23 protein-coding genes and 1 pseudogene are annotated in these 20,483 nt (G+C 56.2%); 4 read left to right on the forward strand and 20 right to left on the reverse strand.

Annotated elements, in window-relative coordinates; all coding sequences use genetic code 11:
• Nucleotides 1–27 precede the first annotated feature (27 nt).
• On the forward strand, nt 28–1,728 hold the full coding sequence (gene dgcQ, locus ACOT0L_RS01080) for a cellulose biosynthesis regulator diguanylate cyclase DgcQ (protein ID WP_032677290.1): 1,701 nt from the start codon (nt 28–30) through the stop codon (nt 1,726–1,728).
• Here dgcQ and ACOT0L_RS01085 read toward each other — a convergent pair.
• Together ACOT0L_RS01085 and yodD are read right to left on the reverse strand one after the other, a co-directional pair.
• Complete coding sequence (locus ACOT0L_RS01085; RefSeq protein WP_126503782.1) at nt 1,713–2,513, reverse strand: mannosyl-3-phosphoglycerate phosphatase-related protein; 801 nt, start codon at nt 2,511–2,513, stop codon at nt 1,713–1,715. The genes dgcQ and ACOT0L_RS01085 overlap by 16 nt on opposite strands.
• A 296-nt stretch (nt 2,514–2,809) precedes the next feature.
• Nucleotides 2,810–3,037 carry a YodD family peroxide/acid resistance protein gene (gene yodD / locus ACOT0L_RS01090; RefSeq protein ID WP_017383339.1) on the reverse strand — a complete coding sequence of 76 codons (228 nt, stop codon included), beginning with the start codon at nt 3,035–3,037 and terminating at the stop codon, nt 2,810–2,812.
• Between the two features lie 128 nt (nt 3,038–3,165).
• Here yodD and dsrB point away from each other — a divergent pair, with 128 nt between their 5' ends.
• Nucleotides 3,166–3,354 (forward strand): protein DsrB, encoded by a 189-nt coding sequence (gene dsrB / locus ACOT0L_RS01095; RefSeq protein ID WP_003859583.1) that lies wholly within the window; start codon nt 3,166–3,168, stop codon nt 3,352–3,354.
• Nucleotides 3,355–3,452: 98 nt separating this feature from the next.
• Here dsrB and rcsA read toward each other — a convergent pair whose 3' ends face one another.
• The 14 genes and pseudogenes from rcsA to fliF form a co-directional block, all read right to left on the reverse strand.
• The gene (gene rcsA / locus ACOT0L_RS01100; protein ID WP_022648556.1) at nt 3,453–4,076 is read right to left on the reverse strand and encodes a transcriptional regulator RcsA; all 624 of its coding nucleotides are present in this window, start codon (nt 4,074–4,076) and stop codon (nt 3,453–3,455) included.
• 290 nt (nt 4,077–4,366) lie between these two features.
• Nucleotides 4,367–5,159 (reverse strand): annotated as a pseudogene (fliR, locus tag ACOT0L_RS01105) (flagellar biosynthetic protein FliR); the annotation flags it as partial.
• A 6-nt stretch (nt 5,160–5,165) separates the two neighbouring features.
• A complete protein-coding gene (gene fliQ, locus ACOT0L_RS01110; RefSeq protein ID WP_003859587.1) occupies nt 5,166–5,435 on the reverse strand; it encodes a flagellar biosynthesis protein FliQ in 270 nt (89 codons plus the stop codon).
• Between the two features lie 10 nt (nt 5,436–5,445).
• On the reverse strand, nt 5,446–6,183 hold the full coding sequence (gene fliP, locus ACOT0L_RS01115; protein ID WP_022648554.1) for a flagellar type III secretion system pore protein FliP: 738 nt from the start codon (nt 6,181–6,183) through the stop codon (nt 5,446–5,448).
• The gene (gene fliO / locus ACOT0L_RS01120) at nt 6,183–6,557 is read right to left on the reverse strand and encodes a flagellar biosynthetic protein FliO (protein ID WP_022648553.1); all 375 of its coding nucleotides are present in this window, start codon (nt 6,555–6,557) and stop codon (nt 6,183–6,185) included. Before fliO ends, fliP begins: the two co-directional genes overlap by 1 nt.
• Nucleotides 6,558–6,559: 2 nt before the next feature.
• Entirely contained in the window at nt 6,560–6,973 is a 414-nt protein-coding gene (fliN, locus tag ACOT0L_RS01125; protein WP_003859592.1) for a flagellar motor switch protein FliN, read from the reverse strand.
• Nucleotides 6,970–7,974 carry a flagellar motor switch protein FliM gene (gene fliM / locus ACOT0L_RS01130; protein ID WP_006811158.1) on the reverse strand — a complete coding sequence of 335 codons (1,005 nt, stop codon included), beginning with the start codon at nt 7,972–7,974 and terminating at the stop codon, nt 6,970–6,972. Before fliM ends, fliN begins: the two co-directional genes overlap by 4 nt.
• Before the next feature lie 4 nt (nt 7,975–7,978).
• Entirely contained in the window at nt 7,979–8,449 is a 471-nt protein-coding gene (gene fliL / locus ACOT0L_RS01135) for a flagellar basal body-associated protein FliL (RefSeq protein WP_003859598.1), read from the reverse strand.
• Nucleotides 8,450–8,555: 106 nt separating this feature from the next.
• Nucleotides 8,556–9,770 (reverse strand): flagellar hook length control protein FliK, encoded by a 1,215-nt coding sequence (gene fliK / locus ACOT0L_RS01140; RefSeq protein WP_126503780.1) that lies wholly within the window; start codon nt 9,768–9,770, stop codon nt 8,556–8,558.
• Entirely contained in the window at nt 9,767–10,210 is a 444-nt protein-coding gene (fliJ, locus tag ACOT0L_RS01145) for a flagellar export protein FliJ (protein ID WP_006811155.1), read from the reverse strand. The genes fliK and fliJ overlap by 4 nt, the downstream gene beginning before the upstream one ends.
• Before the next feature lie 21 nt (nt 10,211–10,231).
• Nucleotides 10,232–11,602: a flagellar protein export ATPase FliI gene (gene fliI, locus ACOT0L_RS01150; RefSeq protein ID WP_032624018.1), complete on the reverse strand. Its 1,371-nt coding sequence runs from the start codon at nt 11,600–11,602 to the stop codon at nt 10,232–10,234.
• Nucleotides 11,602–12,309, reverse strand: coding sequence for a flagellar assembly protein FliH (fliH, locus tag ACOT0L_RS01155; protein ID WP_022648550.1), 708 nt, complete (start codon nt 12,307–12,309; stop codon nt 11,602–11,604). The genes fliI and fliH overlap by 1 nt, the downstream gene beginning before the upstream one ends.
• The gene (gene fliG, locus ACOT0L_RS01160) at nt 12,302–13,300 is read right to left on the reverse strand and encodes a flagellar motor switch protein FliG (protein WP_003859608.1); all 999 of its coding nucleotides are present in this window, start codon (nt 13,298–13,300) and stop codon (nt 12,302–12,304) included. The genes fliH and fliG overlap by 8 nt, the downstream gene beginning before the upstream one ends.
• Entirely contained in the window at nt 13,293–14,975 is a 1,683-nt protein-coding gene (gene fliF / locus ACOT0L_RS01165) for a flagellar basal-body MS-ring/collar protein FliF (RefSeq protein ID WP_022648549.1), read from the reverse strand. Before fliF ends, fliG begins: the two co-directional genes overlap by 8 nt.
• A 228-nt stretch (nt 14,976–15,203) precedes the next feature.
• Here fliF and fliE point away from each other — a divergent pair, with 228 nt between their 5' ends.
• Both fliE and yedD read left to right on the forward strand, forming a co-directional pair.
• Nucleotides 15,204–15,518 (forward strand): flagellar hook-basal body complex protein FliE, encoded by a 315-nt coding sequence (gene fliE / locus ACOT0L_RS01170; protein ID WP_022648548.1) that lies wholly within the window; start codon nt 15,204–15,206, stop codon nt 15,516–15,518.
• Between the two features lie 75 nt (nt 15,519–15,593).
• Nucleotides 15,594–16,007 (forward strand): lipoprotein YedD, encoded by a 414-nt coding sequence (gene yedD, locus ACOT0L_RS01175; RefSeq protein ID WP_063146292.1) that lies wholly within the window; start codon nt 15,594–15,596, stop codon nt 16,005–16,007.
• Between the two features lie 506 nt (nt 16,008–16,513).
• Here the strand turns inward: yedD and amyA are convergent.
• The 4 genes from amyA to fliD all read right to left on the reverse strand — a co-directional run bounded on the left by amyA (nt 16,514) and on the right by fliD (nt 20,324).
• The gene (gene amyA, locus ACOT0L_RS01180) at nt 16,514–18,001 is read right to left on the reverse strand and encodes an alpha-amylase (protein ID WP_023306517.1); all 1,488 of its coding nucleotides are present in this window, start codon (nt 17,999–18,001) and stop codon (nt 16,514–16,516) included.
• A gap of 98 nt (nt 18,002–18,099) precedes the next feature.
• Entirely contained in the window at nt 18,100–18,471 is a 372-nt protein-coding gene (gene fliT, locus ACOT0L_RS01185; RefSeq protein WP_006811148.1) for a flagella biosynthesis regulatory protein FliT, read from the reverse strand.
• A complete protein-coding gene (gene fliS, locus ACOT0L_RS01190) occupies nt 18,471–18,881 on the reverse strand; it encodes a flagellar export chaperone FliS (protein WP_003859616.1) in 411 nt (136 codons plus the stop codon). The genes fliT and fliS overlap by 1 nt, the downstream gene beginning before the upstream one ends.
• Before the next feature lie 30 nt (nt 18,882–18,911).
• Nucleotides 18,912–20,324 carry a flagellar filament capping protein FliD gene (gene fliD, locus ACOT0L_RS01195; protein ID WP_045622420.1) on the reverse strand — a complete coding sequence of 471 codons (1,413 nt, stop codon included), beginning with the start codon at nt 20,322–20,324 and terminating at the stop codon, nt 18,912–18,914.
• Nucleotides 20,325–20,483: the final 159 nt, after the last annotated feature.

The following is a 20,483-nucleotide window of genomic DNA, read 5'->3' on the forward strand; positions in this document are numbered from 1 at the left end:
ATGGTGAGCGACACTCAGGGAGTGCGTGTGCAGCACAATACCTTTGTTGTAAAACAATCTTTTTTGCAGTGGCTGCATAAGCGTAGCAATCCCCGTTTGGTTGTTAACCTCTGTTTTATCGTTGTCCTGATCTTTTCCACCCTCCTGACCTGGCGCGAAGTTGTGGTACTGGAAGATGCCTATATCTCCAGTCAGCGTAACCATCTGGAAACGGTTGCCAGTGCGCTGGACAGACAACTCCAGTTCAGCGTCGATAAAATGCTGTTTTTTCGCCACAGCATGCGTGATGCGCTGGAAACGCCGCTGGCGTTTGGCGTTCTGCATGATGCGGTAAAGCGTTTTGCCCGTTTGCGCGCATCCCCCACCTGGCAAATTGAGGTTGATAAACAGCGCACATTGCCGATCAACGGTGTGTCGGATGCCTTCGTTGAAAAGACCACCCTTCTGAATCGCGATGATGAGTTTCTTGATAATGAACTGTCCGCCGCGCTTGAAGTGGGGTATTTATTGCGTCTGGCATCCAGTTCTTCCGGCAACGAAGAGCGCGTGATTTATGTCTCTCGCGCCGGATTCTTTCTGGAAACGGATACGCCGGAAAATGCCAGCGATATCGTGCAGCGTTACTACTATCTGGTCACTCAGCCCTGGTTTACCCAACAGTCCGAGCGTGGGAACCGTGCGCGTGCCGTGCGCTGGTTTATCTCGCCTCCTTCCTCCTTCGTGGGCAAGAAGCCGCTGATCACCGCCAGTGTGCCTGTTTATTACAATCACGTCTGGTATGGCGTGGTGGCGATGGATTTCACCTTTGCCACCCTGCGTCGTCTGCTGGTGGAGGCCGTAGGCGATAACCCGGAAGGGGAATACCAGCTGTATGACAGTCGTCTCACCCTGCTTGCGACGTCTGGATCATCTGCTGCGGACGTTAATCATTTTGACGCGCCCGAACTAGCGCAGATAGCGCACGCAATAGAATCGGATTCCGAAGGCGGCATTCGCCTGGGGAGTCGTTTTGTCAGCTGGGAGCGTCTCGACCACTTTGATGGCATTGTCCTGCGCGTGCACACCCTGGAAGAAGGGGTGCGCGGCGATTTCGGCAGCATCAGTATTGTGCTGGCATTGCTTTGGGCGCTGTTCACCGCGATGCTGCTCATCTCATGGCTGGTGATCCGGCGCATGGTCAGTAATATGTATTCGTTGCAGAATTCGCTGCAATGGCAGGCCTGGCACGACCCTCTGACCCGGTTGAATAATCGTGGGTCGCTGTTTGAGCGGGCGAAAATACTGGCGAAGCAGTGTGAACAGCAGGCGCTGCCTTTCTCTGTCATCCAGATCGATCTTGACTGCTTTAAGAGCATTAATGACCGGTTCGGGCACCAGGCGGGTGATAAGGTGTTGTCCCATGCTGCGGGGCTGATTGCCAGTACCCTGCGCACTAAAGATATTGCCGGGCGCGTCGGCGGCGAAGAGTTCTGTGTGGTGCTGCCCGGCATGACGCTTGAAGAGGCGGCGGAAGTTGCAGAGCAGATCCGTGAGCGTATCGACAGCAAAGAGATCCTGATTAAGAAAAGTACTACCCTGCGCGTGAGCGCGTCGTTTGGCGTCTCTGGCGCGCAGGAGAAGGGCAATTATCACTTCGAAAATCTGCAATCCACCGCCGATGCGCGTCTGTATGAGGCGAAACAGCGCGGGCGTAACCGGGTCATCTGGCAGGATCACGTTAAAAAGTAATCAAGCCCCTCGCGCCAGCCGGCCGGTCCGGTGTGCTGAGTGCGATAAACCCGTGTGGGATCGTTGTTCTTAAGGCTGACCCCCTCCCGGTTGAAGCCTTTCACCACCACGGCGAAGGCTACGCTGTCCAGCAGAGGGGCATCATTGGGGCCGTCGCCCAGGCCCAGCGTTGTCGGGTCAAATACGTCGTGCAGGCGATATTGTTCCACAAGCCAGTGCACCGCCACGTCTTTGCCACAGCTCGTGTCCAGAATATGCCAGAAGCGAGCACCCGGGACGATCTTCAGCCCCTGCCGGGCCAGTTCGGCTGCGAAGCGTTTCATTTGTTCATCACTGTCACGCCAGATCAGCGTCACGGAAGCCTCGTGTTTACGTGCAAGCGCCGCACGGGGACGGCTTAGCCCGGTCCATTCGGCGACCACGCGCTCATCCACATCGTCGAAGGTGGTGAATTTCAGATGCATCTCCTGGCGTACCCGGGCAATAAACTGCCGGATATCGTCATGCTTCTTTTCTGAGATGAACCGTGCGGCGTTTTCCCACCGTACGTCAGGCTGGATCGCCGCGCCGTTTTCCGCAATGTAGGGCAGCCCGCCAAGGCCAAGTTCCTGCTGGATGTCACGCATTTCGGACGCGGTTTTGCTGCTGCACAGAATGACTGGTACCTGTTCATCCTGTAATCTCTTCAGCCAGGAAGCGGCAGGCTGCCAGTCGAGAGTGTGAAAATCCAGCAGCGTACCGTCGAGATCGGTAAAGACGAGCAGAGTCTCCTTTAGCGAAGGCATAACGTCTCCTGAATAATGATGTTCATCTAAGAAAAGTCTTAAAAAAACTCAGCATTGATGTCCCGTTGAAGTGGAAACGATCCCGATAAACCCACACGCGGCGCATGTTTATACTCATAACCAAAATTCACATGTATAAAATATAATATTCGCTAAGAGAATATATGCTTGTAAGACAAATCTGTTGGGGATAATGTCTTACCTGCATCAGATTTCCTGGTGTAACGAATTTACAAGTGCTTCTTGCATAAGCAAGTTTGATCCCGGTCATCCCCATGACCGGGATTTTTTTCGCCTTAGCGGTTCGTTTCCGAGACGCTAAAGTCATGGATATCCAGCTCGAATGCTTCAGCCAGTTCACGGTAGGTATGGTAATCACGACCATTGACCACGACACGGTCTGAATTATCCTCCGCGCGATGAACTTCGGACTCACTGATTTCATTAATGGCGGCAAGCAGGGCATCGACATCCACTTCCACCTCACGCTTAATGGTGTCGCTGTACTCTTTGTCAGTCTTCATGGCGGGCTCCTCATTTAACCGTCTCAACAGCTAAGTATAGACCGCACACAAAAACGCCATTCGCGTCAGGCGGCGATGCCAGCCAGGGTAATTTGTTCTACACTGGCTCAAAACCACAGGAGGAATGTATGAAGGTCAACGATCGGGTAACCGTCAAAACGGACGGTGGGCCGCGCCGCCCGGGCGTGGTGCTGGCAATAGAAGAGTTTAATGAAGGCACAATGTATCTGGTGTCGCTGGAAGATTACCCGCTCGGCATCTGGTTCTTCAACGAACTGGGGCACCCGGATGGGATCTTTGTGGAAACGGCGGAATAGGTCGGCGTCGGGGGCGTCTTCTCCCCGGCCCGGCTGCTGAAAAGCAAAATCTCTGGCCAGGCCAGAGATCAAGGTAGGGTACAACATGGCCGTGCAAATTAGCGCATATTAACGAAAATCCCATTCGTCACATTATCTGTCAGGCGTACGACATGGTATATCACTTGCTTATTATGCGTTTTAATTTTCCTTTTAATATTTCCTTTGTGTGACGATACTGTTTTTGCCTTGATATTCATCTGGTCTGAGATCTGAATTGTCCCTTGTCCAGCCATCCACATTCTTAGCATACTTGATTCAGTTCTGCTTAATGATAGAGTGGGTAAGTTAACCGCCCCTACATTCTTAACTTCTTTATTCAAATAATCGCCCAGAATGTCATCAAGCGACTCTGGTTTAATCGATTTCGAACTGATTAATAAGTTTTTACGCACCAACAAATACTCATCGAAATGAATATTGGCGATCGCCATAAAAACAATAAACAGGGTTCTGGGATGCTGATTAATGATCTGCTTAATGTGCTGACTGTTAGCGGGGTCGTGAATGAAACAGTCCTCATTAATAAACACCACGCCGGGCTTGTGAGTCTCACAAGCGGCTGCGAGTTCTTCAACGGTGTGTGCATCGTTGATGTCTCTCTTTCTTACCCCTCTGCTTGCTAAGTACCCGGTTAACCCTAGCCGGGTGTAGCTGCATAAATCCATAATGATCGTTGACATGGCATACCCTCACTCAATGCGTAACGATAATTCACCACCTGCCTGAGAGCTCATAAACAGCCATACGGGATGGAAAAAATCTAATAAAACCTGTGAGCATGACAAAGACTTTCAGGCGAACTCACTATCCCGTAAAGTTACGTATAATTTGCCAGGAATCATCTTAAAGTAAAGTAAATATTAAGTATTGTGAGGTGGTTAGAAACATTTAAACCGCGTCAGATATATCCTGGTAGATGTTTTTCAAGATTATTTTTAGGAATATCCTCAGAAAGACATTGCAAACACTGCGGGTTATTATTTGCGTGGAAGTTCGCTGACAATATCCGCTAAGAGATTGAATATCTCGCTGAATAAATGCTCGCAGAAGGGGGCGATAAGTGGCATCAATAATGACATTAATAAAAGGCCAACCGTCAACGTCACCGGAAAGCCGATGACGAATACCGACAGCTGCGGGGCCATTCGGTTGAGTAAACCCAATGCGAGGTTAACGGTGAGCAACAGGGTTATGACAGGCAGCGCCAGCATCAGCCCGTTGAGGAAGATCAGCCCGGCAGCCCGCACCAGCGCCAGAAAAGCGTTACTGTTCACCGGGTTGTCGCCAATCGGCAGCGTGTGGAAGGTGTCCACCAGCATAGAGATGAGCCACAGGTGGCCGTTGAACGAGAGAAACAACAGCATCGCCAGCAGGTCGATAATACGCGCCAGCACGGGCATATTCAGATGGCTGCCCGGGTCAACGAACGTCGCGAAAGACAGACCCATCTGCAAACCGATCAGTTCGCCCGCCGTTCGTACCGCGGCGAAGGCGAGCTGCATCGTAAATCCGACCGCCACGCCAATCATCACCTGTTGCAGGGCAATCCAGATCGCATTCGGGGAAAAAATCGGAATATCCACCGCCGGCAGGGAAGGGGCAACGATAATGGTGATAACCATGCCCAACCCAATTTTGATGCGTTTAGGCACCGACTTTTCACTGAGTATGGGGGCGGTGGAGATCAGCGCCATGATGCGCAGCATCGGCCAGAAATAGATCCCGAGCCACTGAACAAACTGATCGCTGGTGAATTGCAGCATCGTCCGTCAGCCGATGATGTAAGGCAGATTGGTGAACAGGTTGCGCATGTAGTCCAGCAGCAAATTGAGCATCCAGGGCCCGGCAACGATAATCGCCACGAAGACGGCGATGATCTTCGGGATGAACGACAGGGTCATTTCGTTAATCTGCGTGGCGGCCTGAAGAATACTGATAATCAGACCGGTTACCAGCGCAACCAGAAGCAGGGGCGCGGCGACGGCAATCGCGACTTTCATCGCTTCCGTGCCCATCATCATGACCGACTCAGGCGTCATTGCGCGCTCCTCAACTGTAGAAACTCTGCGCCAGCGAGCTGACCAGCAGCTGCCAGCCGTCGACCAGCACGAACAGCATGATCTTAAAGGGCAGGGCAATGGTTGCGGGCGGGACCATCATCATCCCGAGCGCCATCAGGACGCTGGCGATCACCAGGTCAATAATCAGGAACGGAATGAAAATGGTGAAGCCAATCTGGAACGCCGTTTTCAGTTCACTGGTCACATACGCTGGCAGCAGAATGCGCATCGGCACCGCTTCCGGTCCCTGTAACTCGCCCGTGTTAGCGAGACGGGCAAACAGGGCCAAATCCGCTTCGCGCGTCTGGCGAAGCATAAATTCACGTAATGGCTGAGCCCCCTTTTCCAGGGCAACCTGCATGGAAATTTTATCTTCGCTGAACGGCTGGTACGCCTCGGTGTAAATCTTGTCGATCACCGGCGACATAATGAAAAAGGTCAGGAACAGGGCTAAACCCAGCAGCACCTGATTGGGCGGCGCGGACGGCGTGCCGAGCGCATTTCGCAGCAGACCAAACACAATGATGATGCGGGTGAAACTGGTCATCATCAGCAGGATCGCCGGGATAAAGGTCAGTGAGGTGATGAACACCAGCGTCTGCACGGAGAGGGACCAGCTTTGTCCCCCGTTCGCCAGCGGCGTGGAAACCAGCCCCGGCAGCTGCGCATACACAGAAGGCGCGAACAGGCCCAGACCTGCCAGCGTAAGCAATAACAAACGGCGCATCAGGATCTCCCGGAACGCTTGAGCAAACTCTTCATAACGGACTGAAAATCCGCAGGGGCCTGGGCGTTAGCCTCCACCGTGACAGGCGCAGGGGGCAGCGTGTGAAGAACGTTAATGCTGGAGGCGGTCACGCCCAGCACCAGTCGCGCATCTTCCACTTCCACAATGACCACGCGCTCGCGTGGGCCGAGTGTGGTGCTGGCGCTGACCTTCAGTCCGCGCGTGCCGGCCGTTTTCCCTGCCAGACCGAAACGCTTTGCCAGCCAGGCAGCGATAAGGATAAAGGCAATAATACCGAACAGCGCGCCGCTCACCTGAAGCAGCGGGGAGCCGGGTACGGCGGAGGGCGCGGACAGTGTTGCCTGGGTTTTCATACTTAACGGCTCAGGCGACGCATACGTTCGGAAGGGGTAATGATGTCGGTGATACGTACGCCGTATTTATCGGCCACCACCACTACTTCGCCCTGTGCAATCAGGTAGCCGTTGATCAGAATATCCAGTGGCTCACCCGCTAAACCGTCCAGGGCTACAACGGAACCCTGCGTCAGGCGCAGCAGCTCTTTAATAGTCATGCGGGTGCGGCCCAGCTCAACGGTCAGCTTGACCGGAATGTCCATAATCAGGTCGATGTCCTGTAACGTCCCGCTGACGTCGCCGCCGCCTAACTGCTGGAAGACCGCGTCTGCCGCGCTTTTCGTCGGCGTCGTTTTTTGCTCGTTTAACGCGTCAGCCCACAGATCGTCCAGTGCTCCGCTGTTTTCATCGGACGGATTGTTCATGTCACTCATTTGGGCTGTTCCTCATTCAGCGAATTCAAAATCGGGTTGATCAAGTGCTCAACGCGTAACGCATACTGGCCGTTAATTGTGCCGTACTGGCTTGTCAGCACGGGTACGCCATCCACATGGGCAATAATGCGGTCGGGTTTATCTATCGGCAAAACGTCGCCGGGTTGTAATTTCAGGATCTGCGATAACCGCATGGAGATGTCGGCAAAGTTAGCCACCAGCTCCAGCTGCGAGTGCTGAACCTGGCGCACCAGGTTCTCACGCCAGTTCTGATCTTCATGGCGTGAGTTCTCCAGCGGCGGGTTCACCAGCAGTTCGCGCAGCGGTTCAATCATGCTGAACGGCAGGCAGATGTTGAACTCGCCCGTCAGGTTGCCGATTTCGACGTGGAACGGGGTGTTCACCACGATGTCATTCGGTGAAGTGGTGATGTTGGTAAACTTCACCTGCATCTCGGAACGGACGTACTCCACTTCCAGCGGGTTAATCGCTTTCCACGCGTCGCTGTAGGATTCCAGCGCCAGCTTCAGCATGCGGTTGATAACGCGCTGTTCGGTATGGGTAAACTCGCGGCCTTCCACTTTGGTCGGGAAACGGCCATCGCCACCGAACAGGTTATCCACCGCGATGAACACCAGGCTTGGCGAGAACACCACCAGGCCGGTACCACGCAGCGGTTTCAGATGGATCAGGTTAAGGTTGGTTGGCACCGGCAGGTTGCGGGCAAACTCATGATACGGCTGAATGCGGATCGCACCGACGGTGATATCCGGGCTACGACGCAGCAGGTTAAACAGCCCCATTCGGAACTGACGTGCGAAACGTTCATTGATGATCTCCAGCGCCTGTAAACGCTCGCGCACCACGCGACGCTGGGTATTGGGATCGTAGGGACGAATATTATCGTCGCCGGTCAGACCCGGCTTCGGATCGTCACTCTTATCGCTGTCGCCATTGAGCAGCGCATCGATTTCTGCCTGAGAAAGAATACTGTCGCCCATGTCGTTACCGCAGAATGAAGGCTGTATACAGAACGTCAGTGACTTCCTGCTTAGGTTGGCCGTTGACCAGCGGGGTCGCCAGCGTCTGTTTGATCGCATCGACCAGCTTTTGCTTGCCCACATCTGTGGCGAGCGCGGAGGCATCCTGACGAGAAAACAGCAGCAGCAGACGGCTACGCACTTCTGGCAGGTAGTCGTTCAGACGTGCACGGGTCGCTTCATCTTTCAGACGCAGCGTAATGCCCACGTAAAGCACGCGATCCGCATCGCCGAGGTTCACGGTGAATGTATCCAGCGGGTAGAAGACCGGCGCCGGTGGAGGCGGCGCTTCAGCTTTGGCGGCTGCGCTGGAGGGTTCCTGCTGCATACGCCAGTAACTGTAGCCTGCGGTGGCGCAGGCCGCGAGGGTAATCAACACCAGCAGCGGGATCCAGATGGAACGCTTGCTTTTTTTGGTGATAGCGGAGTCTGTCATCTGATACGAGCTTCCTGTTTCGGTACAGCTTAATACGGTGATTATCCCGTGTCCGGCTTAGGTCAAAGCGTGGAAAAGACGGGGATAATCACGTTACCTCTGGCGTTTAGGCAAAGATGTCTACGGCACGGCTGCCGCGCGCGGCGGATTGCAGGGCGGCAGGGGCAGGCAATAACTCTTCGCTCTCCTCGTTAAACCCGCCATGCTGGCCTGAACGCGAAGCGTGCTGTTGTTGCCCGGATGAAGATTGCTGCTGCCCGGCAAAGCCTTCGCTGCTGACGCTGCTTTGGGAAAGCTGAATGCCGTTTTCCGCAAGCTGCGTGCGCAGGATCGGCAGGGCCGCTTCCAGCGCCGCACGAACGTGGCTGTGGGGCGAAACCATCTGCAACTGCGCCTGGTTGTCATCCAGCTTAAGCGAAATTTGCACCTGACCCAGATCTTCCGGGTGCAGGCGTAGCTCTGCGGTCTGTTGGCCCTGTCTGGTGAACAGGGTGATGTGCTGGCTTAGATTCTGCTGCCATTCGTGCGTGCCCAGCGGCTGGCTTAACACCGGCGCGGTCGCAACGGTAGCGGCAGACTGGGGGGTTGCCAGGTGACTAACGATCGGGGCCAGCGTCGCGGTTGGGCTGACGGCAGACGACGCCGTGCTCACTACGTCCTGCTTCTCCGCGACGGCGGCAACAGCTGGCGTAACGGCTGCCGTGGCGGGCAGCGACGTGTCGCTGTCCTGAACCGACGTTTTTTCCTGACCCGTTAACGCATGGCTAAGCGGCTGATGCTGGCCGTTGTCCGTCTGGGCTAGCGCAGAGGGGAGGGCGACACGAGGGGCGACCTCCCCGGTGCTTGCTGGCTGCGTCGCCATTGGGGTGGTAGTCTGCTGGTGTGGTAACATCGCCATCAGCGCGCTTAACCCGGCCAGCTCCTCTTCTTCAGTCGTGGTCTCGCTGTTTGCTTTCGCGTCCGTCCGGGTCAGCGCCTTCAGCGCATCCGTATTCGCTGCGGGTTTCAGGCCGGAGACGAGGCTTTGCAGGGAGACGGCGGTATCTTCATCAGTCAGGGTCTCCTGGCGGGAGAGCAGCTCGGCGATTTTGGCCTGGAGCGTGGTATCACCGTTTTTTTCCTGTGCCGCTGTCGACAGCTTGCTTCCCGCCGCTTTCAGATCGGCCAGCGTCAGCGGAGCATCTTTGCCTTTGCCGGTGGTCTCGGTCAGCGCGCCCGCCAGCAGAGAGAGAAAATCTTGCGCGCCCTCAGCGCCTTTTCCGGTCAGTGTGCCGCCGGACGGGTCGCTGTCGGTCATCAGCAGTTGTTGCAGTGTGATCATTCTGGTTTCCTCATTGATGCGCGCTGGGCAAACTCATCCATTTTTTTCTGATCCAGACGGTTTTCCGCCAGGGTCGAGGCTGCAATCTGCCGGTCCTGTAAGGTTTGCCAGGCCTGCAACCGCTGTTTTTTCTCGCGCCAGAAATTCAGCGCGGTATCGACTTTTTGCGTCCACTGGTTAAGCTGCTGGCGATGCTGCTCAATCGCCTTTTCCAGCGTCTGGATAAACTGCTGATAGTTAATCCAGCGCTGGCTACCAATGCCCTGCGTCATGTCGGTGTTAAGGTTGGTGCGATATTCATGCTGATAGTCGATTAACATCTTCAACTGTTCTTCAGCCTGCTGGCACCCGCGTCGCATTGCGCCAAGTTGCAATGCGGCATCATCAACTTCTTTTTCAGCCAGATCTTTCAGCGTTGATAACGCGCTGTTCTGCGCCATGACCTTCGCCCTCCACCTGTGTTACACCTGCGGGAAAATCAGCTCCAGTGCCTGGAGGGAATCTTCCCAGTCGGCGCGTTCAAAAATACCCTGTTGCAGAAATGCCTCCAGCTGCGGCCAGAGGGCAATCGCTTTATCGAGCATCGGATCGCTGCCTTTGGCGTACGCTCCGACGCTTACCAGATCGCGGTTGCGCTGGAAGCTGGAGAGCAGTTGTTTGAAGTTACGCACGCGCGCGTAGTGTTGTTCGGTGATCAAGGCCGTCATCGCACGGCTGATCGAGGCTTCAATATCAATCGCCGGGTAGTGCCCGGCTTCGGCCAGACGGCGCGACAGCACGATATGGCCGTCGAGGATCGCGCGCGCAGAATCGGCAATCGGGTCCTGCTGGTCATCGCCTTCGGTCAGTACCGTATAGAACGCGGTGATGGAGCCTCCGCCGCTGATGCCGTTCCCCGCACGCTCAACCAACGCCGGGAGCTTGGCGAAGACCGACGGCGGGTAACCTTTGGTCGCGGGCGGCTCGCCGATGGCCAGCGCAATCTCACGCTGCGCCATCGCGTAGCGGGTCAGGGAGTCCATAATCAGCAGCACGTGCTGGCCCCGGTCGCGGAAATCTTCCGCGATACGCGTGGCGTAGGCGGCACCCTGCATACGCAGCAGCGGCGACACGTCCGCCGGGGCGGCGATCACCACCGAGCGGGCGCGACCCTCCGCACCAAGAATGTTTTCGATGAAATCTTTGACTTCGCGACCACGCTCACCAATCAGGCCGACGACGATAACGTCCGCCTGGGTATAACGCGCCATCATGCCGAGCAGGACCGATTTACCCACGCCGGAGCCGGCAAACAGCCCCATACGCTGGCCGCGTCCCACGGTGAGCAGGGCGTTAATTGGCCGCACGCCGGTATCCAGTACGTGCTCGATTGGCGTGCGTTGCAGTGGGTTAAAGGGTTGGGTGATCAGCGCGCCGGTTTCGGTGGTATCAGGGGAGGGCAGGCCATCGAGCGGTTTGCCGCTCCCGTCCAGCACGCGCCCCAGCAGCGCCGGACCGAGCGGGAGCTGTTTGCCGCTTTGCAGGCCGTCACCGCTGATGTTTTTCGCGTAGACGCGGGCGCCGGGCAAAATCCCTTCCACTTCCTCAAGGGGCATGAGGAACAGTCGCTGGCCGTTAAACCCGACCACTTCACTTTCCACTTCACGCGTCTCACTCCCGTCCTGACGCTCAATCACGCAGGTGGCGCCGAGCGGAAGTTGCAGACCCGTGGCTTCCAGGACCAGACCGGTGGCACGCGTCAGGCGTCCATAACGACGAACGGATGGCAGCTGCGCCATCTTCGTTTCAAAATTATCGAGCGTGTTAAGCCAGCGCGTAAGGCGTGCGGTCATCAGACGACTCCCGGTGCCGCCAGGCGGCACAGTTCCTGCCAGCGGGTCGCGACGCTGGCATCCAGATCGCCCTCATCCGCCGAGACCTTACAGCCTCCGTGATGGAGCGACGGATCGCCGCGCAGCCGCCAGCCGTGCAGGCTCAGCGTCGCGCCGAGGCTCTCTTCCACGCGCTGCAAATCATCAGGATGCACGCGCAGCTGCGGTTTGCCGCTGAACAGCGGCTCCTGCTGGAGCAGCCCCTGGATTTGCTTAATCAGCGCGGCGTTATCCACGACCGGCGTCTGGCCGATCACCTGACGGGCCGCCTCCAGCGCCATCTGCATCAGGCGCGAGGCAATCACGCTGTCCAGCGCATCCAGCGTGTGCTGAAACTCGCTCACCAGCTGCTGCATGCGGGCATGCAGCGGCGCCTGCTGCTGGCGCGCCTGCTCAATGCCCTGCTCTAAACCTTTCGCCAGCCCTTCCTGATAACCCTGTGCGTGCCCGGTCTGACGGCCTTCGTTCATCCCGGCGTTGAAGCCCTGCTCGTGCGCCTGCATTTGCATCTGGGCCAGCATCTGGGCGCGCTGTTCCTCTTCACTCAGCTCGGGCACGCCCGCCCCGGCGTCGCCCTCATCGGACGACACTATGGCAGGGGTGAACTCTGCGGTGGGAGGGGAGAGGTCGTCAGGCGTCCAGCGCTTCCACGACAGTTCATCAGACATAGGTGTCGTCTCCGCTGCCAATCACCATCTCGCCGGTTTCTGCCAGACGACGAACAATAAGCAGGATCGCTTTCTGTTCGTTCTCCACCTGAGACAAACGCACCGGGCCACGGTTGGCCAGGTCGTCGCGCAGGATATCGGCCGCACGCTGGGACATGTTGCGCAGGAACTTCTCGCGCAGCGGCTGCTCGGCGCCTTTGAGGGCGATAAGCAGGGACTCCGAATCCACTTCCTGAAGCAGGCGCTGGATGCTGCGATCGTCCACTTCGACCAGGTTTTCGAACAGGAACATCTCGTCGATAATTTTCTGCGCCAGTTCGCCGTCGAACTCGCGCACCGCCGTAATAACCGCCTCTTCCTGCTGCGTTTTCATCAGGTTGATGATTTCCGCTGCCGTTCTCACGCCGCCCATTTTGCTGCGCTTGAGGTTCTGGCCGTCGAGCAGGTTGTTCAGCACTTCGGTCAGCTCCGCCAGCGCGGCTGGCTGGACGCCGCCGAAGGTGGCGATACGCAGCATCACGTCGTGGCGCAGGCGCTCGTCGAACAGCGCCAGAATATCGGCCGCCTGGCCCCGTTTGAGGTGGACCAGAATGGTGGCGATAATCTGCGGGTGCTCGTCGCGAATAAGATCGGCGGCGCTTTGCGGCTCCATAAAGTTGAGCGTTTCGATCCCGCTGGCGGTGTCGCGCGTTTCGAGAATATCTTCCAGCAGGCTGGCGGCGCGCTCTTCGCCCAGCGCCTTAACCAGCACGGAGCGCAGGTATTCGTTGGCGTTGACGTTGAGCGCAGCAAACTGCTCGGCTTCCTGCTCAAACTCCGCCAGCACTTCGGTCAGCTGCTTGTTGGAGATCTGGCGCACGTTGGCCATCGCCGCGCTGAGGATCTGCACTTCTCGCTGAGAGAGGTGTTTAAACACCTCCGCCGCGCGATCTTCGCCAATGGTCATCAGCAGGATGACGCTCTTATCGGTGCCTGTAAGCGTATTACTCATGTTCGTTACCCATCCAACCGCGGATGACCAGCGCGACGACGCGCGGATCGTTATCTGACATTTCGCGAATGCGCTGGCTCATCACCTCTGCGCCCATACGCTGGTTAGCACGACGCTGCTGCATCTGTTCATCTTTGCTGAGACGAACTTCAACCGCTTCTTCCTCGTCCGGACGCGCGTTCTTCTGTTCCAGCGCAGCTTTTTCGGCTTCAGCGCGACGCTGAAGCTGAGGACGGACACCCTTACGCCACAGCAGCCACGCGACAATCAGCACCAGCAGCCAGCGGCCTGCGGACATCAGCTGATCGAAGAACGCCTGCTGTTGCCAGAACGGCAGTTCGCCACCGGTCTCATCCACCGGGTTGAACGGTGAGTTCACAACGTTGAGGGTATCGCCACGTTTTTCAGAGAAGCCCATCGCTTCGCGGGTCAAATCTTCGATCTGCTTCATCTGCTCTGCCGTGAGCGGCAGCGGTTTACCGTCCGGCAGCGTTTTGTAGTTCACCACCACGGCAACAGAGAGACGCTGAATATCGCCCGTGTTCAGTTTGGTATGGCGGATAGTCCGGTCGACTTCGTAGTTGGTCGTTTCGTTACGGCTGCTGTTACGCGGGCCGGCACTGTTCGCGGTCGAGGTCGTCTGCTGATTCGTTTGCTGACCGTTCTGCGGGTTGGCCGGCGGCGTGGAGATTGGCGCGGCGTTGGCAGGCGCAGGCTGGTTAGAGAGCGCACCCGGCACACCGCCAGGATACTGGCCACCGACCTGTTCCGTCTCATTGATCTGACGCGAGCGTAACACGGCGCGAGAAGCATCCCCGTTCGGGGCGTACTGCTCTTCGGTCTGTTCTTTATTCGAGAAATCAATCTGCGCGGTGACCTGCGCATGCACGTTGCTGTTGCCCACCACCGGGCCCAGAATCGCTTCGATGCGACGCTGGAGACGGCCTTCCACGTCGGCGGCGTATTTCAGCTGGGCGTCGTTGAGATCGCGCCCGGCGGTGTTGGACTGCGTCAGCAGGTGACCGCTCTGATCCACCAGCGTAACGTTACCCGGCGGCAGACCGGCTACCGCACTGGAGACCAGGTGCGTGACGGCGCTGATCTGGCCTTCATCCAGCGCACGACCGGGTTCGAGGTTAACCGTCACAGAGGCAGAAGGGGACTTTTGTTCGCGGACAAACAGGGACGGCTTAGGCATCGCCAGGTGCACGCGGGCACTTTTCACCGGGCCTAAGGTTTCAATCGTACGGGCCAGCTCACCTTCCAGCGCGCGCTGGTAGTTAACCTGCTCGCTGAACTGGCTGATGCCGAATTTTTCCTGATCCAGCAGTTCAAACCCAACCGCGCCGCCTTTCGGCAGCCCCTGCTGGGCGAGACGCAGGCGAAGCTCGTGCACTTTATCTGCCGGCACTTCAAGCGCACCGCCGTTATCGGCAAAGCGATACGGGATGTTCATCTGGGTCAACTGGGTGACGATGGCACCGCCATCCTGGTCGGAAAGGTTGCTGTAGAGCGTGCGGTAGTCCGGGCTTTTTGCCCATAAGACCATCGCGACAACGATCGCAATGGCGGCAGCGCCTGCCACAATCAACGGGATCTTAGGGTTGGCGCGAAGGCGGTTCATCCACTCGAGTGATTTATTCTGCGGCGCTGTCGATGCTGCTGTCGCACTCATTGCGCACCTCTTAAATCCTGGTGGTTTACGTTATTCGTGTAGAGAAACAAAACTGACTCCCGGGTCGGCAAACACGACAAAAGTTCCATACTGATGGCCCTGCCATTATTTGATGAATCGGGATTTTCTATGCGTCAAATAACCTGGTTTTTTAACGCTATTTACCGCCATTATCTTATTGACAAGCTGTTAGTCTTGACCTCGTAAAAAACCATCCAGGGGAGAGTCATGGCTATACAGGGCATTGAAGGGGTACTCAGTCAGTTACAGGCGACGGCGATGACCGCCCGTAATCAGAGCGTAACTGACCAGCCGCAGGGCATTAGCTTCGCCGGTCAACTGCATGCGGCGCTGGACCGGATCAGCGATAAGCAAAACGCGGCCCGTACCCAGGCTGAGAGATTTACCCTCGGTGAACCCGGCGTGGCGCTCAACGATGTGATGGCCGATCTGCAAAAAGCGTCGGTGTCATTGCAGATGGGGTTGCAGGTGCGTAACAAGCTGGTGTCGGCGTATCAGGACGTGATGTCGATGCAGGTGTGAAACCTTCCAATCTTACGCTGGCAGCCTGATGGCTTTAATGCCACAATATTTTTTTCTTCGCATGCAGGAAAGATGATGAAAAAAGTAGCAATTGTGGCTGCAATTCTGACGTTAGCGGGATGCGTTCAGGTCGAAAACTATCAGGAAGTGGTTAAGCATCCGGCACCTTCGCATCTGGCAGGTTACTGGCAGTCGAAAGGGCCGCAGAGCGCGATGGTGAGCCCGGAGGCGATTGCCACGCTGGTGGTGACGCCAGAGGGTGATACCCTGGACTGCCGTCAGTGGCAGCGCGTTATCGCGGTGCCGGGTAAGATCATGCTGCGTTCAGATGATTATTATAACGTGACCGAAAAACGAGACGTCTATCCGCTCGATCGTGATGGGGCGGCGCTGGAGTATGACGGCATGGAACTGTACAAGGTTGACCGCCCAACGGTGGAATGCGCAGATTACCTGAGCAAGAATCCGCTGGAGAGTAAGCTTCCGTAACCGTTTTGGAGTTTGCGCCCTCTACCCGTGGTCTGAGGGATCTCCACAAAATAATGCCTTCACCGTCGGCCCCCTCTCCCTGGAGGGAGAGGGCTGGGGTGAGGGGGAACATACGGCTCTGGTGGTCATTCCGTTCACTTTATGTTCCTTGCTACTCTGTAGCGACATGAGCGGTGAACGTGCCAGGGTGGCTCAGTCGCCACCACCCTGGCGACCCGGGCTCCCGGCGGAAAATCGCCGCTTCGCGGTACCCTCAGCTTTTTCCTTCAGGCTATCGGGACGGGCATGAGCCTGCATCCATGCAGGCCACGCCCTCTCGGCGCTTCCCTGCGCCTCGCCCCGGCCTTTCGGAAACGCTTCGGCGATTTACAGCCGGACCAGGGCATCGCTGAAAGCCCTCAGTTATTATGAAGGCAACGTTATTGCTTCTGCTTTCAAATTACTGGGGATATCTCTCCCTGTGGGAGAGGGTCGGGGTGAGGGCATCAGGCCGCACCTATCCCGTACTACAGCGCGTCCTCAATCACCCAGACGCTGACGCTTCCCCCGTTACAGAAGAACGTCCCTTCGCCATCCGCCGCCGTGGTCACGGTTTCCTCGCGGTTGCCTAAAAAATCCCGCCAGGTCTTATTGCCGTAATTCTCGCCGAGGCAGATCGTCTTCTCACCGTTATCACCATTCGACAGCACCACCACACAGCCCGGGTGCTCCTCTGTCCCGCTGCGGCTAAACGCAATGCAGTTTGGATGATCGAAAAAGAGGGTTTGCACGCCGTGGGCAAAACGCTGCCGGGCGAGGATCAGCTCGTGGAGCTGTTCAATCACCGGCATATCAATGTGATACGTCTCACCATCCCCGCCAGTGTCGTCATAGCTGGCGCCAAAAAGATCCGGGTAGAACACGCTCGGCACGCCGTTTTCACGCAGCAGGATGAGCGCGTAGGCCAGCGGTTTGAACCAGGCTTCAACCGGGGCTTCCAGCGCCTGCAAGGGCTGGGTGTCATGGTTGGCCACCAGCGTTACGGCATGGAACGGATCGGCTTCCACCAGCGTACCGGTGAAAATCTGGCTCATATCGTAGTCGCGTCCCTGGCGTGACGCTTCGTGAAATTTCATTTGCAGCGGCGCGTCAAACAACATGGTTTTGCCGTCCACCTGATTGATGTATTGCTGCAATTTATCCACTTCGTGAGACCAGTATTCCGCCACAATAAACAGAGGCTGCGGGGCCACCTCCTGGACGTGTTCAATCCACTCTTTATAGAACCATGCTGGAATGTGTTTTACCGCGTCCAGGCGGAAGCCGTCGCAGTGGGTTTGCTCCATCACCCAGCGCGCCCAGTATTTGATCTCCTCCGTCACCGCGTGGTTGCGAAAATCAATATTTTCACCCATCAGGTAATCGAAATTGCCCATCTCGTCGTCGACCTGATCGTTCCAGCCTTCGCCGGTGTAGTCGTTAACGATTTTGAAGATACCGTCCTCACTGGGATTTTCAATGTGGTCGATACCGCTAAAGCATTTGTAATCCCAGATGAACTGCGAATACTGCCCGGCCCGAACGGGGAAGGTGTAGCGCGTCCAGGCTTCACATTCGATGATCTCATCGCTGATTTGGGTGCGATCCTGAGCATCCACGCGCTGCACGCGGACGGGTTCCTTTTCATCGGCCCCCATTTTATGGTTGACCACCACGTCCAGAAGCACCGCAATCTGGTTGCTTTTTAAGGCGTTGATGGCCTCCAGCAGCTGGGCTTTATCGCCGTATTTGGTGGCGACGCTGCCTTTCTGGTCAAACTCACCGAGGTCGAAAAGGTCATAAGAGTCATACCCGACGGAATAGCCGCCGGATGCGCCTTTGTAGGCCGGGGGTAACCAGACCATATTGATGCCGATTTCGTTCAGGTTGGGGGCTAATGCCGTGACTTCTTGCCACAATTCACCGCCGGTGGGGTAGTACCAGTGAAAACATTGTAAAAGTGTTGGGTTGCGCATGCACCATCTCCATGAGGTCGCGAAACTCAAGTATGGAGCAGGTTTGGCAGAAATGCCTGGCGAACGAAACGGTTAACGCTTGCCCGCCAGTTAAATGGCTAATTAATATCGCTATTACTTTGCGGAACAAGGACATGACCGCCCTGGTTACCGTAGGTGGAGAGAACGGTTTTCTGGATGGAGGATTGCCCAACCAGCTTCGCCAGCTCATCCATTCTGGCTTGCAGCAATGTTTTTACCTGGCCTTCGTTGTCCAGGATCACCCGCAGCGTCGGGCGAAGCTGCTCCTGAATCTGCATCGAAGGTTCACTTTCCTGAGTGAGACGAGCCAGTGAGTGCACCGCATTAACATAGTCGGTTTCACAGATGATTAGATCATCCCATAGTCCCTGCCGCGCCAGTCGCAACATCAACTGGCTCTGCTCAAGGAGTTGCTGATAAAGGGCATAAAGTTGCGGTGCGTTACTCATTAGACGGCGTCCTGCATCAGTTGTGGCGTACCGGCAACCTCCTTCCACCCGTCAGCGATATTGCGCAGCAGGTTTTCCACCTCTTCGATGGCGCTGGCGTCGTTATTCACGTTGGCGTGCAGGAGGCGACGTACCATATAGGCATAAAGGGCAATCAGGTTTTGCGTAAGCTCATCACCGTTATTTTCCACCAGGCCAACCTTCAGCCCGTTTTCGATAATGTTGATGGCTTTTGAGAGCGCCAGCCCTTTAGCAGGAATATTACCGTCTGCCAGGAACAGACGCGCGCGTACTAGCGCGCTGAGGGCTCCATCAAATAGCATGATTACCAGCTGCTGCTGGCTGGCGCTCATCACCGCGCTTTCAACTTCTATCTTTGCGTAGGCCTGCGTGCCTTTTGCGCCGTACATGTTATCCCCCTCGGGTCTGATTAGCGTTTACTACTTGTTGCTGGACGTATTTTCGAACTGCTGCGTCAGGTAGCTGCTGGTGTTGTTCAGCGAGGTCATCAGTACGTCCAGCTGGGTAAACTGGGCTTTGTACTGCGCCACTCTTGCATCAATACGTTCGCTCACGGCGTTATATTGATCCGTTAACTTGTTCAGCGTTTTGCTGACGCCATCTTTGGCCGCCTGGATAATGCCTTTACTGGAAAGCCAGTCAGTCAGATGGGTGGCCATGGTGGTAGTGATCCCGGTGGTTTTACCGTCACCCACAACCAAATCTTTCACGGCAGACGGGTTATCCGTCAGCGCTTTTTTCAGCTTGTCGCTGTCCAGCTCCAGCTTACCCGTACTTGGATCTGAAGTAATGCCGACCTGAGACAGCGTTTTATAGGCGGTTCCGCCGACGGTATTGCCCAGCATGGTTTTCAGCTGCGTCTGGATAGTACGCAGCGTAGTGTCTCCGAGCAGGGCGCCGTTGCTGGTATCTTGCTCATCTTTACCCGGATCTACCGCCGTGTATTTTGTCAGTGAGGCGAAGCTATCTTGCAGGGTGTTGTAGGCATCCACCCAGGCTTTCATCGCCGTTTCCGCTTTCGACGTATCTTTAGCGATCGTCAGCGTCTGGTTACCGGTGGTGACATCGTTCAGGTTCAGGGTGATATCTTCCAGCGCATCGCTGATGGTGTTGCTGCTGTTTTCGATATCAACGTTATTCACCTTCAGCTTCGCGTTCTGCGCGGTGACGCTTTCCGTCATGCCGTTGCTGGCGTCGGTGCTGGTGCCGTTGTAACCCATAAAGGATTGCAGGGCGCTGTCGCCGCTCACGCTGATGCTGACCGCGTTGTCCGCCCCGGTTTCGGTGGAGGTGATGGACAGACGATACTGACCATTACCGACGTTAATAATACTGGCGGTCACGCCGGCGTCAGCTTTGTTAATCGCATCGCGAATGCCGGTCAGCGAGGAGTTTGCCGCGCTGATATCGACGGTCACCGGATCTTTACCGTTACCGGCGGTAAAGGTGATCTTGCTGTCAGCCGTGGCAATGGCCGTTTTGCTGTCCGGCTGCGCATTTTTGGTCGTCAGGGTTTGCGCCTGCGCCAGCTGCGACACGCTGATGGTGTATTTACCGGCAATCGCGCTGCCGGTGGTGGTGGCGCTGAATGCCGTGGTGCTGCTCGACGTGCTGGTCGCCGTAAACAGATCGGCTTTATTCAGCGCGGTGTTGGCAGTCTGAAAGGCTTCCAGTGAACTCTTCAACGTGCCGTAAGCGCTCAGCTTGGCGGTATAAGATGACTGTTGTTTGGAAATCGGCGTCAGCTGCGCTTTTTCGGCCGTAGTCAGACTATCCAGAATGTCTGCTAACTTAAGACCCGATCCAATCCCCAATGATGAAATACTTGCCATATTTATTCCTTAATCTATCGACACGTAGAACGAATAGTGGGGTTATCGGCCTTTATGGGGGAAAGTTTACGGTTAATTTCTTTTTTTTAATGGCGGGAATAACGCTAATAGAGAAGAGCTTTTCCGTGGCTAAAAAAATTAACGCGATCCTGAAAAAAA

It is taken from the genome of Enterobacter cloacae complex sp. XAL002 (assembly GCF_049236805.1).
Lineage (GTDB): Bacteria > Pseudomonadota > Gammaproteobacteria > Enterobacterales > Enterobacteriaceae > Enterobacter > Enterobacter intestinihominis.